This is a genomic window from Micromonospora sp. NPDC126480 (assembly GCF_040302465.1).
Classification (GTDB): domain Bacteria; phylum Actinomycetota; class Actinomycetes; order Mycobacteriales; family Micromonosporaceae; genus Micromonospora.
Genome location: NZ_JBEORU010000010.1, coordinates 78,212 through 91,874, shown reverse-complemented (window position 1 = coordinate 91,874; position 13,663 = coordinate 78,212). Strand labels below are relative to the sequence as shown.

Annotated in this window: 15 protein-coding genes and 1 riboswitch; of the genes, 10 read left to right on the top strand and 5 right to left on the bottom strand. The window is 73.1% G+C overall.

All coding sequences use genetic code 11. The features are described from left to right. Positions 1–84 precede the first annotated feature (84 nt). From ABTW87_RS12050 to ABTW87_RS12035, 4 genes are all read left to right on the top strand, one after another. Positions 85–465: a helix-turn-helix transcriptional regulator gene (locus tag ABTW87_RS12050; protein ID WP_350650922.1), complete on the top strand. Its 381-nt coding sequence runs from the start codon at positions 85–87 to the stop codon at positions 463–465. 5 nt (positions 466–470) lie between these two features. Then, on the top strand, positions 471–881 hold the full coding sequence (locus ABTW87_RS12045) for a VOC family protein (protein WP_350650831.1): 411 nt from the start codon (positions 471–473) through the stop codon (positions 879–881). A gap of 2 nt (positions 882–883) precedes the next feature. Beyond that, positions 884–1,336 (top strand): pyridoxamine 5'-phosphate oxidase family protein, encoded by a 453-nt coding sequence (locus tag ABTW87_RS12040; protein WP_350650830.1) that lies wholly within the window; start codon positions 884–886, stop codon positions 1,334–1,336. A gap of 87 nt (positions 1,337–1,423) precedes the next feature. Continuing rightward, the gene (locus tag ABTW87_RS12035; RefSeq protein ID WP_350650829.1) at positions 1,424–3,808 is read left to right on the top strand and encodes an ATP-binding cassette domain-containing protein; all 2,385 of its coding nucleotides are present in this window, start codon (positions 1,424–1,426) and stop codon (positions 3,806–3,808) included. A gap of 48 nt (positions 3,809–3,856) precedes the next feature. On the opposite strand, the gene ABTW87_RS12030 is transcribed toward ABTW87_RS12035, so the two are convergent. Further along, positions 3,857–4,399, bottom strand: coding sequence for a TetR/AcrR family transcriptional regulator (locus tag ABTW87_RS12030; RefSeq protein ID WP_350650828.1), 543 nt, complete (start codon positions 4,397–4,399; stop codon positions 3,857–3,859). A 63-nt stretch (positions 4,400–4,462) separates the two neighbouring features. Between ABTW87_RS12030 and ABTW87_RS12025 the strand changes: the two genes are divergently transcribed. Both ABTW87_RS12025 and ABTW87_RS12020 read left to right on the top strand, forming a co-directional pair. Further along, a complete protein-coding gene (locus ABTW87_RS12025) occupies positions 4,463–5,596 on the top strand; it encodes an alpha/beta hydrolase (RefSeq protein WP_350650827.1) in 1,134 nt (377 codons plus the stop codon). Positions 5,597–5,953: 357 nt separating this feature from the next. After that, positions 5,954–6,949, top strand: a complete 996-nt coding sequence (locus ABTW87_RS12020) for a tyrosine-type recombinase/integrase (protein WP_350650826.1) — start codon at positions 5,954–5,956, stop codon at positions 6,947–6,949. A 7-nt stretch (positions 6,950–6,956) separates the two neighbouring features. On the opposite strand, the gene ABTW87_RS12015 is transcribed toward ABTW87_RS12020, so the two are convergent. Next, entirely contained in the window at positions 6,957–7,523 is a 567-nt protein-coding gene (locus ABTW87_RS12015; protein ID WP_350650825.1) for a TetR/AcrR family transcriptional regulator, read from the bottom strand. Positions 7,524–7,577: 54 nt separating this feature from the next. Between ABTW87_RS12015 and ABTW87_RS12010 the strand changes: the two genes are divergently transcribed. Both ABTW87_RS12010 and ABTW87_RS12005 read left to right on the top strand, forming a co-directional pair. Next, the gene (locus ABTW87_RS12010; protein WP_350650824.1) at positions 7,578–8,639 is read left to right on the top strand and encodes an FAD-dependent monooxygenase; all 1,062 of its coding nucleotides are present in this window, start codon (positions 7,578–7,580) and stop codon (positions 8,637–8,639) included. A 40-nt stretch (positions 8,640–8,679) separates the two neighbouring features. Continuing rightward, positions 8,680–8,764: riboswitch (ZMP/ZTP riboswitch) on the top strand. Between the two features lie 15 nt (positions 8,765–8,779). Next, positions 8,780–9,628, top strand: a complete 849-nt coding sequence (locus ABTW87_RS12005; RefSeq protein WP_350650823.1) for a bifunctional 5,10-methylenetetrahydrofolate dehydrogenase/5,10-methenyltetrahydrofolate cyclohydrolase — start codon at positions 8,780–8,782, stop codon at positions 9,626–9,628. On the opposite strand, the gene ABTW87_RS12000 is transcribed toward ABTW87_RS12005, so the two are convergent. Then, positions 9,625–10,404 carry an endonuclease/exonuclease/phosphatase family protein gene (locus tag ABTW87_RS12000; RefSeq protein WP_350650822.1) on the bottom strand — a complete coding sequence of 260 codons (780 nt, stop codon included), beginning with the start codon at positions 10,402–10,404 and terminating at the stop codon, positions 9,625–9,627. The genes ABTW87_RS12005 and ABTW87_RS12000 overlap by 4 nt on opposite strands. A gap of 211 nt (positions 10,405–10,615) precedes the next feature. On the opposite strand from ABTW87_RS12000, the gene ABTW87_RS11995 reads away from it, so the two are divergent. Together ABTW87_RS11995 and ABTW87_RS11990 are read left to right on the top strand one after the other, a co-directional pair. Continuing rightward, positions 10,616–11,389, top strand: a complete 774-nt coding sequence (locus ABTW87_RS11995; protein WP_502891573.1) for a sulfite exporter TauE/SafE family protein — start codon at positions 10,616–10,618, stop codon at positions 11,387–11,389. Positions 11,390–11,431: 42 nt separating this feature from the next. Continuing rightward, entirely contained in the window at positions 11,432–12,202 is a 771-nt protein-coding gene (locus tag ABTW87_RS11990) for a GNAT family N-acetyltransferase (protein WP_350650820.1), read from the top strand. Between the two features lie 33 nt (positions 12,203–12,235). Here ABTW87_RS11990 and def read toward each other — a convergent pair whose 3' ends face one another. Together def and ABTW87_RS11980 are read right to left on the bottom strand one after the other, a co-directional pair. Beyond that, a complete protein-coding gene (gene def / locus ABTW87_RS11985; RefSeq protein ID WP_350650819.1) occupies positions 12,236–12,748 on the bottom strand; it encodes a peptide deformylase in 513 nt (170 codons plus the stop codon). Positions 12,749–12,827: 79 nt separating this feature from the next. Then, positions 12,828–13,616 carry a TetR/AcrR family transcriptional regulator gene (locus ABTW87_RS11980; protein WP_350650818.1) on the bottom strand — a complete coding sequence of 263 codons (789 nt, stop codon included), beginning with the start codon at positions 13,614–13,616 and terminating at the stop codon, positions 12,828–12,830. Between the last annotated feature and the right edge of the window lie 47 nt (positions 13,617–13,663).

Below are 13,663 nucleotides of genomic sequence, written 5' to 3'. Positions count from 1 at the left end.
CGACGTACGATCGCCCACGTGACCGCCACCGCCGCCGACCAGCACCTGCGCGACCTCGCCCGGCTGCGCCGCGTCCGCGACCGGATGGACCGGGAGTACGCGCAACCGCTGGACGTCGAGGCACTCGCCCGCGGCGTCAACATGTCCGCCGGACACCTCAGCCGCCAGTTCCGGCTCGCCTACGGCGAATCGCCGTACTCCTACCTGATGACCCGACGCATCGAGCGCGCGATGGCCCTGCTGCGCCGCGGGGACCTGAACGTCACCGAAGTCTGCTTCGCCGTCGGCTGCTCCTCCCTGGGCACCTTCAGCACCCGCTTCACCGAACTGGTCGGAATGTCACCCAGCACCTACCGCCGCGAGGCCGCCCGCGCCGCCGCCGGCCTACCGCCGTGCGTCGCCAAGCAGGTCACCAGACCGATCAGGAATCGAGAAGCCCCCGCCGCCGGGGCCGAACTAGCGTGACCGGCATGGACATCACCATCCACCACAGCTTCCTGCCGCACACCGACCCGGAGGCCTCGCTGGCCTTCTACCGCGACACCCTCGGCTTCGAGATCCGCAACGACGTCGGCTACCAGGGAATGCGCTGGATCACCGTCGGCCCCGCCGACCAACCCGACACGTCGATCGTCCTGCACCCGCCGACCGCCACGCCCGGCCTCACCGACGACGAACGCCGCACCATCCTCGAACTGATGGCCAAGGGCAGCTACTTCGGCGTCAACCTGGCCACCAGCGACCTCGACGGCGTCTTCGGCAAGCTGACCGCCAGCGGCGCCGAGGTGGTCCAGGAACCGACCGACCAGCCGTACGGGGTCCGCGACTGCGCGTTCCGCGACCCCTCCGGCAACCTGCTGCGCATCCAGGAACGACCCTGACCTTGACCGCCGACCCCCGCACCCGCGCCCAACGCCGCCACGACACCGAGCACCGGCTCACCCACGACATCGACGTCTGGGTCGCCACCGCCTCGCCCGACGGCACGCCGTACCTGGTGCCGCTGTCCTTCGACTGGGACGGCGAGACCCTGCTGCTGGCCACCGCCACCGACAGCCCCACCGGCCGCAACCTGGCCGCCACCCGCACCGCCCGACTCGGCCTGGGCGACACCCGCGACGTGACCATGATCGACGGCCACGTCGAGATCCTCGACATCGACGCGCTGCCGCCGCCACCGGGCGACCGGTTCGCCGAACGCACCGGCTTCGACCCGCGCACGCTGACCACCCCGTACCACTGGTTCCGGGTCGTCCCACGCCGCATCCAGGCGTGGCGCGAGGTCAACGAAATGCCCGGCCGCGAGCTGATGCGCGACGGCCGCTGGCTGGCCTGAGCCCCCTCCGGGCGTCGGACCCGCCCGGTAGACAGGGGGAGTGGTGCCGCAGGCGCGCCGACGACCAACACCGACGACGGAGACACGATGAGCATGGCCACCACCGCAAACGAGCAGCCGCACGCCGCCGACAGCCACGACCTGATCCGCGTGCAGGGCGCCCGCGAGAACAACCTCAAGGACGTCAGCGTCGAGATCCCCAAGCGCCGGCTGACCGTGTTCACCGGCGTGTCCGGCTCCGGCAAGAGCTCGCTGGTGTTCGGCACCATCGCCGCCGAGTCACAGCGGATGATCAACGAGACCTACAGCGCCTTCGTGCAGGGCTTCATGCCGACACTGGCCCGGCCCGAGGTCGACGTGCTCGACGGGCTGACCACCGCGATCATCGTCGACCAGGAGCGCATCGGCGCCAACCCCCGCTCCACCGTCGGCACCGTCACCGACGCCAACGCCATGCTGCGCATCCTGTTCAGCCGGCTCGGCGAGCCGCACATCGGCCCGCCCAACGCCTACTCGTTCAACGTCCCCTCGGTGCGCGCCAGCGGCGCCATCACCGTCGAACGCGGCGCCGGCAGGACGAAGACCGAGAAGGCCACCTTCACCCGCCTCGGCGGCATGTGCCCGCGCTGCGAGGGCATGGGCTCGGTCACCGACGTCGACCTGACCGCCCTCTACGACGACACCAAGTCACTCAACGAGGGCGCGCTCACGATCCCCGGCTACAGCATGGAAGGCTGGTACGGCCGCATCTACCGCGGCTGCGGCTGGTTCGACCCGGACAAGCCGATCCGCGAGTACACCAAGAAGGAAAAGCACGACCTCCTCCACAAGGAGGCCACCAAGATCAAGGTCGACGGGATCAACCTGACCTACCTCGGCCTGATCCCGCAGATCCAGAAGTCCTTCCTGTCCAAGGACGTCGACTCCCTCCAGCCACACATCCGCGCCTTCGTCGAACGGGCGGTGACCTTCACGACCTGCCCCGAGTGCGACGGCACCCGGCTCAGCAGCGAGGCCCGATCCTCGAAGATCAACGGCCGGAACATCGCCGACCTGTGCGCCCTGCAGATCAACGACCTGGCCGACTGGATCCGCGACCTCGACCAACCCTCCGTGGCGCCGCTGCTGGCCACCCTGCAACGCACCCTCGACTCATTCGTGGAGATCGGGCTGGGCTACCTCTCGCTCGACCGGCCGTCGGGCACCCTGTCCGGCGGCGAGGCACAGCGCACCAAGATGATCCGCCACCTCGGCTCGTCCCTCACCGACGTCACGTACGTCTTCGACGAACCGACCATCGGCCTGCACCCGCACGACATCGCGCGGACGAACGCCCTGCTGCTGCGGCTGCGCGACAAGGGCAACACCGTCCTCGTCGTCGAGCACAAGCCGGAGACCATCGCCATCGCCGACCACGTCGTCGACCTCGGGCCCGGCGCCGGCACCGCCGGCGGCGAGGTGGTCTTCGAGGGCACCGTCGACGGGCTGCGCCGAAGCGGCACCCGCACCGGCCGGCACCTCGACGACCGGGCCACCCTGAAGCCGACCGTCCGCGAACCCTCGGGCGTGCTGCCGGTACGCGGCGCCGCCACCCACAACCTGCGCGACGTCGACGTCGACATCCCGCTGGGCGTGCTCTGCGTCGTCACCGGAGTCGCCGGGTCCGGCAAGAGCTCCCTGATCCACGGGTCGGTCGCCGGACGCGACGGGGTGGTGGCCGTCGACCAGACCGCCATCCGCGGCTCCCGACGCAGCAACCCGGCCACCTACACCGGCCTGCTCGACCCGATCCGCAAGGCCTTCGCGAAGGCCAACGGCGTCAAGCCGGCCCTGTTCAGCGCCAACTCCGAGGGAGCCTGCCCGGCCTGCAACGGCGCCGGCGTCATCTACACCGACCTGGCGATGATGGCCGGCGTCGCCGCACCGTGCGAGGAGTGCGAGGGCAAACGGTTCCAGGCCTCGGTCCTGGAGTACCACCTCGGCGGCCGCGACATCAGCGAGGTGCTCGCGATGTCGGTGACCGACGCGGAGGAGTTCTTCGGCGCCGGCGAGGCGCGCACCCCGGCCGCCCACGCGATCCTGCAACGACTCGCCGACGTCGGCCTCGGCTACCTCAGCCTCGGCCAGCCGCTGACCACGCTGTCCGGCGGCGAGCGGCAGCGGCTGAAGCTGGCCACCCGGATGGCCGAGAAGGGCGGGGTCTACATCCTCGACGAACCGACCGCCGGCCTGCACCTCGCCGACGTCGAGCAGCTGCTGGGCCTGCTCGACCGGCTCGTCGACGCCGGCAAGTCGGTAATCGTCATCGAGCACCACCAAGCGGTCATGGCACACGCCGACTGGATCATCGACCTCGGTCCCGGCGCCGGCCACGACGGCGGACGGGTCGTCTTCGAGGGCACCCCGGCGGACCTGGTCGCCGCCCGGTCCACGCTCACCGGCGAGCACCTCGCGACCTACGTCAACCGCTGACCCCACGCCGGCTGCCGCCCGCGAAGGGCGGCCGGCCCGGCAGCTCGGTCACCGCGTGCCCAGGAGCCTGGACAGGACCCTCTCCAGCTCGGCACGGCCTCGTTGCTGTCCCTCGACCGCGGTGAGCTCGGCGAAGAGCAGGCCGTCGACGAGAGCGAGCGCGGCGTCGGCCACCTCGCGTGGTGTCGCCACACCCAGCTCGGACAACCGCTGCTCGATCGCACCGCGCACCCGGCGAGTGCCCGCCGCCAGGATCTCGCGCAGCTCGGGACGTCGTACGGACTCGAGAGCCAACTCGTAGCGCGCGAGCAGCCGCTCCCGATCGGTGGTGAGCAGCTGGTCGGTCACCCGAGCGAGATCCGCGGCGAGCGTCGCGCCGGCAGCTGGGGCGAGGGCAGCCTCGTCCAGCTCGGCGAGCCGGTCGACGGCCGCCCGGAGCAGGTCCGCCCGCGTCCGGAGGTAGTAGGAGGTCGAGCCGATCGGGAGCCCCGCCTCCTTGTCGACGGCCCGGTGGGTGAGTCCACGTCCGCCGGCCCTGGCCAGGGTCCGGATCGCCGCGTCCGCGATCACGGTTCGCCGTTCGGTCGCCATCGCGCCTCCCTCCTCTACAGGTGTAGAGTAACAGTCTCGACACCTGTAGAGGGGGAGAGGACCATGCCGAACGACTACCTGACGCACGTCGTCGTGCTCGGCTCGGCCACCGCCGCCGCGCTTGCCCCACCCACGCGACCACGACCCCTGGCGCGGGCCGCCTTCCTGGCCGGCATGGTCGTGAACGAAGTACCCCACCTGGTGCTGGCGCTCCTTGCCGCCTCGACCGCCACGGCGATATGGACCCAGGACCTGCGCCGCGACGCGCTGTCGGGCGTCCTGCTGGCCGGCGGCGCCGCTACCGCGGTGATGCTCATCGTGTTGACTCACCGGGCAACCCGTTCCAGATCCGCTGCCCGGGCCGCACTGCGAGCCGCCGGCATCGACCGCACACTGACCCGACGACGCTGGTGGCGCACCGCCCTCACCCCACTTCCGTTCCGACCGCGCTCCGTGCAGCGCCTACGCAACCTGCGGTACGGCGAGCACCGCCGCCAGCGACTCGACGTGCTGCAACGCCGTGACCGACCCACGGGCGGCCCGGTGCTTGTCTACTTCCACGGAGGCGGCTACTTCTCGGGCAGCAAGAACTGGGAGGGCCAAGCCCTCCTGCACCACCTCGCCGCGCGCGGATGGGTGTGCGTGAGCGCGACCTACCGGCTCCGCCCCAAGGCAGGCTTCGAGGAACACCTCGCCGACGCGCACGCCGCGATGGCCTGGGCGAGGACACACGCAGGGGAGTACGGCGCGGACCCGTCAACGGTCGTGATGGCAGGCAGCTCCGCAGGGGCGCACCTGACCTCGCTGTACGCACTGCGGGCATCGCCGGACGAGCGCCCGGTCGCCGCCGTCTGCCTCTACGGCTACTACGGCCGCTACTACGGCCGCGGCACCGAGGAGACGGTCGTCTCCACCCCGTTCGCGCTGCCGGCACCGCACGCGCCGGCCTTCCTGATCGCGCACGGAACCCGCGACAACTACACCTCCGCGGTACCGGCGCGCGAACTCGCCGACAAGCTGCGCGACGAGTCGTCCCAGCCGGTCGTCCACGTCGAACTGCCCGGCGGCCAGCACGCATTCGACCTGGTCTCCTCCTGGCGGCTGACCGCTGTCATCGACACCCTGGACGCCCTCCTGGCCGACATCGGCCTCGGCCCGGCTCGCGGCCCCCAACGGCGCCGGACGAGGCGCGTCTAGCGGGCGCAAGCGGCGGTCACGGACATTCGATAATTGACATTATGTAAAGTTGACCAGACGCGACCCCTCCCGGGCAGGAACGAACCCCTCGCCCAGTGGCCGCCACGGCGCCCCGCCCCAGCGGGCCGCATCCTCGATGAGCCGCCGCGCTGTCATCCGTGGCCGCACGCGGCGCGGGTTCGCTGCCCGCGTGCCGCAGGCACACGAGCGTCGGGCCCTGGCCGGTAACCACCTCCGCCTGCCTTCGCTCACCTTTCCCCCGTTCGGCACACCGGCGGCGGTCGCGGTGGACCTGAACTTGCCCGGGCGTGGCGGTGACCGCTTCCCTGGACGTGAAAATCGTGCATAATATCTCTTATGCATGACAAGCGGGATGAATCGGTACGGACGCTGATCGAGGAGTTCCTGATCGACCGGGCCACCCGCAAGCCCTCCCCGCACACCCTCGAGGCGTACCGGCGTGACCTGCGTGGCGTGGCGGCCCTGGCCGCCGAGGAACTGACCCCTCCCCTTCCCCTCGACGACCTGCCGCTGGGCGCGCTCTCCCCCCGCGTGCTGCGCGCGGCGTTCGCGCGTTACGCCGCTCCCCGCTCCCCCGCGTCGGTCCACCGGGCCTGGTCCACCTGGAACAGCTTCTTCTCGTTCCTGGTGGCCGACGGTGTGGTGAGCGGCAACCCGATGCCGGCGGTGGGCCGTCCCCGCGCGCCGCTGCCGCAACCGAAGCCGCTGCGGGGCGCGGACACGCCGGAGGAGCTGCTCGCGGCGGTCGCGCGGGCCGACGGCCGGCAGCGGGACCCGTGGCCGCAGCGGGATCTGGCGGTGCTGGCCCTGGCGCTGTGCGCGGGTCTGCGGCTGTCGGAGCTGTTGACGTTGCGGGTGGCGGCGCTGGCCGGGCGGGCCGGTGAGCGGCGCCTCGACGTCGCCGGCAAGGGTGGGCGGCCGCGGGTGGTGCCGGTGGAGCCGGAGCTGGACCGGGTGCTGGTGGACTACCTGGACAGTCGGCGCCGTCGGTTCGGTGCGCGCAGTGTGCGGCCGGACTCGCCGCTGCTGGTGGACCGGCGGGGTGAGCCGCTGCGGCGGGGTGGGCTGCAGTACCTGGTGGACTCCTGTTACCGGCGGGCCGGTATCGGTGACCGGGTGCCGCGGGGTGCGCGGTTGCACGCGTTGCGGCACACGTTCGCGACGCGGCTGGCTGAGGACGGGGCGAGCGCGGCGGAGATCATGCGGCTGCTGGGCCACGCGTCGTTGGCGTCGTCGCAGGCGTACATCGAGGTGACGGCGGGTCAGCAGCGGGCGGCGGTGCGGTCGAACCGTACGCATCGGGCGTTGGCGGGGTTGCTCGGTCAGGGTTGAGCGGGTGTCAGCGGGGTGCGGCGGTGAGGATCGCCGGCAGGACGGTGGCGATCGCGGCGGTGGGGTCGAACGCCGGGTCGGGGTTGGCGAGCTGGTTGTTGAGCAGGCCGTCGAGGAGGGCGAGCAGCAGGCGTACGGCGGTGGTGGGGTGGCGGGCGCCGAGGGCGGCGAGCAGGGGCGCGGCCCAGGTGATCAGGTTGGTCTGGCTGTGGGCGATCTGCTGTTGGAGGGTGGGTTGGTGGGCGGCTTCGCCGAAGATGGCCAGCCGGGCCAGGGTGAGGGTGCGGCCGGTGGTGGTGAGGTCGTGGACGAGGGTGCCGAGGGCGGCGGTGAAGGTGTCGCGGTCGAGGGGGTCGAGGCTGCGGGCGAGGTGGTTCCAGCCGGCGGTCTCGAGGTCGAGGATTCGGTGCAGGACACCGGTGAGGAGGGCGTCGCGGGTGCGGTAGCGGTTGGAGGTGGAGCCGGTGGGCAGTTCGGCTTGTTCGTCGACGGCGCGGTGGGTGAGGTGGCGGGGTCCGCGGGTGCCGAGGACGGTGATGGCGGCGTCGAGGATGCGGCGTTGGCGGTCGTCCACACGGTGACACTACATCAGTAGTCGATAAGACTACGTTTGTAGTAAGGTCGGTGCGTGCGTGGATCAGCGGCGGTCGTCGGTGGCGGTGTCGGCGGGTTGGCGGTGGCGGTCGGCCTGCTGCGGGCCGGCTGGGCGGTGAGCGTGTTCGAGCGGGCCGACCGGTTGCCCGAGGTCGGCACCGGCCTGGGCGTCTGGCCGTCGGCGATGCGGGCGTTGGACCGGCTCGGGGTGGGTGCTGCGTCGCGGGAGCGCGGGCGGGCCCAGCCGGACGGGGCGCTGCGGCGACCGGACGGGTCGCTGATCGCCACGCTCGACGTGGGGCGGATCCGGGCGCGGCACGGCGAGGGGGTGCACCTGCTGTCGCGTCCGGCGCTGCTCGGGGTGCTGGCGGAGGCGTTGCCGGCGGGCACCGTCCGGTTCGGAGCGCCGGTGTCCGATCCGGTGGCGCTGTCCCGGTCGTACGACATGGTGGTCGGCGCGGACGGGCTGCGCAGCGGGACGCGGGCGGCGATGTTCGGTGACCGCTACCCGCTGCGGTATTCGGGGATGACGGCGTGGCGGGGCACGGTGGCCCTCGACGTGCCGGCGGGCGGCGAGACCTGGGGTCGGGGCCGCAAGTTCGGGTTGACGCCGCAGGCGCCGGGGGTGACGAACTGGTACGCGGCGGTGGCCGCGGGCGAGGGCTACCGGCCGCCGGAGGCTGACCTGGCGGCGTTGCGGCGCTGGTTCGGGGACTGGCACGATCCGGTTCCGGCGGTGCTGGACCGGATCGATCCGGCGGGGTTGCTGCACCACGACGTGTATCACCTGACGCCGTTGCCGTCGTACGTGCGGGGGCGGTGCGTGCTGCTGGGGGACGCGGCGCACGCGATGACGCCGGATCTGGGTCAGGGCGCGTGCCAGGCGTTGATCGACGCGGTGGCGCTTGCCGACGCGGTGGCGGGCGCCTCGGACGTGCCGGCCGCGCTGGTCGGCTACGACCGGCGGCGGCGCCGGCCGACGCAGCGGATGGCGGCGGTGGCGGCGCGGGCGGGGCGCCTGGCGCAGGTGCGCCGTTTCACCGGGGTGCGGGATCTGGCGTTGCGGGTGGCGCTGTCGGTCGGCCCGCCGGGCTGATGTGTCGGCGGCTGCGCCGGTGATGGTGGTGTGGCAGGCTGGGCGCGGACGCGACTGGCGGCACCGGGGATGGGAGTGACCATCGGGGAGCTCGTCGCGGGAGGTCGACCGCCTGGGCCTTCCGTGGTGCGGGGTGAGTCATGTCCGATTTCTCGTCGACGAGCACGGCGGCCCGGCTGCTGCCGGGTGGCCCGGTGGCGGAGCGGATCCTGACCGAGGTGGCCGAGGGTGTGGCGGCGTTGCGGGCGGCGGTGCTGGTGGGTGACGACGACGCGAGCGCGGGCTACATCCGGATCAAGCAGCGGCAGGCGGCGCGGCTGGGGTTCGCCTCGCCGCACGTGCACCTGCCGGCGTCGGCGTCGCAGGCGGACCTGCACGCGGTGCTTGTGGACTTCAACGCGGACCGGGGGGTGCACGGGGTGCTGGTGCAGCATCCGGTTCCCGGGCACCTGGACTACGACCGGGCGTTGCAGGTGCTGGATCCGGACAAGGACGTCGACGGGATGCATCCGGTGAACATGGGCCGGCTGGCGCTGGGCCTGCCGGGTCCGTTGCCGTGCACTCCGGCGGGGATCGAGGCGCTGCTGGCGTACCACCAGGTGCCGGTGGCGGGTCGGGAGGTGGTGGTCCTGGGTCGTGGTGCGACGTTGGGCCGGCCGTTGGCGATGCTGCTGGCGCAGAAGCGGCCGACGGCGAACGCGGCCGTGACGGTGGTGCACACCGGGGTGGCGGACTGGCCGCGGTACACGCGGCGGGCGGAGATCCTGGTGGTGGCGGCGGGGGTGCCGGGGATCGTGCGGCCGGAGCATGTGCGGCCGGGTGCGGTGGTGGTCGGCGGTGGGGTGCGTTACGAGGGGCGGCGGTTGCTGCCGGACGTCGACGAGTCGTGTGCGCGGGTGGCGGGGGCGATCACGCCGCGGGTCGGTGGGGTGGGGCCGACGACGGTGGCGATGCTGTTCCGCAACGCGTTGAAGGCGGCGGGTGGTTAGCCGAGGTCGACGATGAGCGGCCGGTGGTCGGAGATGGTCGACAGCGGGGTGCGCACGGCGGTGACCGGTGGGAGCAGGTCCAGGCCCTGCCGGTCGGCGAGGGCGTGGTCGAGTTGGACGCGCGGCTGTCCGGCCGGGTAGGTGGGTCGGCGGCCGAGGGGTCGCCAGCCGGTGAGCAGGCGGGCGGCGCCGGCGGGCAGGTTGAGGTCGCCGAGCAGGATCCGCGGTGCGGGCAGGGTGCGCAGCGCGCGGACGGTGCGGCGTAGTTGGTGGGCGTTCCAGCCGGGCACGAACGACAGGTGGGTGGCGGCGACGGTGAGTGGGCCGCGGGGGGTGTCCAGGACGGCGGCGAGCACGACGCGGGGTTCGTCGCGCAGCAGGATGAGCCCGCCGCCGGGGCCGGGTACGTAGACCGGTGAGCGCACCGGGGCGGGCGTGAGGCGGGTGACCCGCCAGGCGGTGACCGGGTATCGGCTGACCAGGCCGACGCCGTAGCAGGGTTCGCCGTGGCCGTCGTCGTCGTGGCTCAGCGGGCGGAACTGTTGGCCGGGGGTGCCGACGACGGCGGCGGCGAAGCGGTGTTCGGGGGCGCCGAGGGCGCGGGCGGCGATGGCGGTCTGGTCCAGGTTGCCGCTGCGGCCCTGGTCGCGGTCGACCTCCTGCAGCGCGAGGACGTCGGCGTCGAGGGCGCCGACGGCGGCGGTGAGCCGTTCGGGGTCGACCAGGCCGTCGGTGAGGGAGCGGCCGTGCAGCAGGTTGAACGTGGCCAGGCGCACGCTTGCACCCTACGTCGCCGTGGCAGAGTTGCCGGGTGCTGAAGGTGTTGCTGTGTTCCGCGTTGGTGTTCGTGGCGCTCGGCGTGGTGGGGGTGCGGCTGCGGCGGCGGCGCGGGCGCTGAGCCCGGTGTGGGGTGCGGGCCGCTGGTGAGGCTGGCCACAGACGGCCTCGTCGTGGGGGTGGCGGTGGGCAGAATGGCCGCCCGTGGACCTGGACCCGTTGTCGTTGACCACCCTGCTCGCCGTGGCCGCGATGGCCGGTTGGGTGGACGCGGTGGTGGGCGGCGGGGGTCTGCTGCTGCTGCCGGCGCTGCTGGTGGGTGCGCCGGGGATGCCGGTGGCCACCGCGCTGGGCACGAACAAGCTGGCGGCGATCGCGGGCACCACGACGGCCGCCGTGACGTACGCGCGGCGTACCAAGGTGGACTGGGCGGTGGCCGGTCCGGCGGCGGGGTTGGCGGTGCTGTGCGCGGGGTTGGGCGCGGCGCTGGCCGGCAGTGTCCCGGGGGCGGCGTACCGGCCGGTGGTGCTGGTGGTGCTGGTGACGGTGGCGGTGTTCGTGGTGGCCCGGCCTCGGTTGGGGGTGGTGGCCGAGCCGCAGCGGCGGACCCGGGGCCGGATGGTGGCGGCGGTGGCGGTGGCCGGGGTGGGCATCGCGCTGTACGACGGGTTGATCGGGCCGGGCACCGGGACGTTTCTGGTGTTGGCGTTCACGGCGCTGGTCGGTGCGGATTTCGTGCACGGGTCGGCGATGGCCAAGGTGGTGAACGCGGGTACGAACCTGGGTGCGCTTGTGGTGTTCGGGTTGACCGGGCACGTGTGGTGGCTGCTGGGGGCGGCGATGGCGGTGTGCAACATCGCCGGGGCGGTGCTCGGGGCGCGGATGGCGTTGCGGCGCGGGTCGGGGTTCGTGCGGGTCGTGCTGTTGGTGGTGGTGCTGGCGCTTGTCGGTCGGCTCGGCTACGAGCAGTGGCTGGCCGGCTGACCCGCGCCGGGTGTCGCCGTCCGGGCGTGTGATCATCGGCGGGTGGCGGTACGGGCGGAACACGACCGGGCGGTGCTGGCGGAGTTGCTGGGCCGGGATCCGGTGCTGCACGCGTACCAGTTGGGTGACCTGGACGACTTCTTCTGGCCGTACACGTCGTGGTTTCGTCGCGGGGAGGCGGTGGCGCTGCTCTACCACGGTGCGGTGCCGGCGACGTTGCTGGCGTTCGCCGCCCCGGCGCGGGCCGCGGAGCTGGCGGCGCTGCTCGGTGACCTGGCGCCGGTGTTGCCGGCGCGGTTGTACGCGCACCTGTCCCCCGGTCTGGAGGCGGCGCTGGCGGGGGCGTTCACCGTCGAGGCGGCGGGCGACCACCGGAAGATGGCGTTGACCGATCCGGGGCGGCTGGCGGCGGTGCCGCCGGCGGGGGTGGTGCTGGGTGGGGAGGACCTGCCGGCGTTGCGGCGGCTGTACGGGTGCGCGTACCCGGGGAACTGGTTCGACGAGCGGATGGTGGGCACCGGCCAGTACGTGGGTGTGCGCGAGGACGGTGAGCTGGTCGCGGTGGCCGGGGTGCACGTGTGGTCGCCGCGTTACCGGGTGGCGGCGGTGGGGAACGTGACGACGCATCCGCGGGTGCGGGGGCGCGGGCTGGGCGCGGCCGTGGTGGCGGCGCTGTGCCGGCGGTTGCGGGAGTCGGTGGACCACGTGACGTTGAACGTGAAGGCCGACAACGCCGCGGCGGTGCGTCTTTACGAGCGGCTCGGGTTCGCCCGGGTCGCCGAGTACGGCGAGTTCCGGCTGGCCGCGCGCTGACGGCGCCGGGTCCGGGGTGGCCGCCGGCGGGGGTCAGGTGGTGCGGCGTCGTGGCGAGTCGAAGCGGCCGGCGCGGATCTCGCGCAGCGCCCGGCGGCGGGTCTCGCCGCGCAGTGTGTCGACGTAGAGGCGGCCGGCGAGGTGGTCGGTCTCGTGCTGCAGGGCGCGGGCGAGGAACCCGGTGCCGGCGATCGTCAGGGGCTTTCCGTGCTGGTCGAAGCCGTGCGCGGTGGCGTGCAGGGCCCGTGGGGTCGGGAAGTAGAGGCCGGGGACGGACAGGCAGCCCTCGTCGTCGTCCTGCAGTTCGTCGGAGAGCTCCAGGGTGGGGTTGATCAGGTGGCCGCGGTGCCCGTCGGCGTCGTAGACGAACACCTGCGCGCTGACGCCGATCTGCGGTGCGGCGACGCCGGCGCGGCCGGGCGCGCCGAGCAGGGTGTCCATCAGGTCGGTGACCAGGGCGCGTAGTTCGGCGTCGAAGCTGGTGACCGGTTCGGCCGGGGTGCGTAGCACCGGGTCGCCGATGATCCGGATCGGGCGCATCGTCATGCGGTCAAGATTATCTTGGCCGGGGCGGGGCTCGCGGGAACCGCGGTCGGTGTCGGGTGTCGGTCGGGCGGGGGTGCGTTCAGCGGGCGGGGCGGTCGCGGACGAGGACCTCGATGCCGTCGAGGATGCGGGCCAGGCCGAACTCGAACGCCCGCTGCGGGTCGCCGGCGGCCTGGTACTCCTGGCCGGCGGCGGTGCCGACGCGGGCGGCGAGGGGGAACCGGCGGGCGTCCAGGGCCCGTTCGAGGTACGGGGCGTGCGCGTCCCACCACTGCTGTTCGGTCATGCCGGTGCGGGCGGCGGCCTGGGCGGCCTCGACGGCGCTGCGGACGGCGCCGTGGACGAACCCGTCGACCAGGGTGACGACGGCGTCCATCTCCAGGTCGGTCAGGCCGATCCCGTCGACGGCGCGCAGTTCCTGCTCGTAGCGGGCGATCACGTGGGGGCCCAGCGGCGGGCGGGTGGTGGCGACCTGCAGCAGCCAGGGGTGGCGCAGGTAGCGGGCCCAGTTGTCCCGGGCGACCCGTTGCAGCCGCTGTCGCCAGCCGGCCGCCGCGTCGTCGCCGGCCGGGTCGTCGGCGGCCGCGTCTGCGGTTTCGCCGTAGACGGTGTCGAGCATGACGTCGAGCAGCTCGCCCTTGCCCGGCACGTAGGTGTAGAGGCTCATCGTGCCCACGCCGAGGCGTTCGGCGACCCGGCGCATGGACAGCGCGGCGAGCCCTTCGGTGTCGGCGACCTCGATGGCGGCGCGGACGATGCGGTCGACGGACAGGTCCGGTCGGCCCTTGCGGCTGGCGCGTTCGCGGGTGCGCCACAGCAGGGCGAGGCTGCGCGCGGGGTCGCCGGTGCCGCTGTACTCGGTGGTCACCGGCCCACCTTAACCGTCCGCCGTACCGTATTGTGTACGGTACGGCG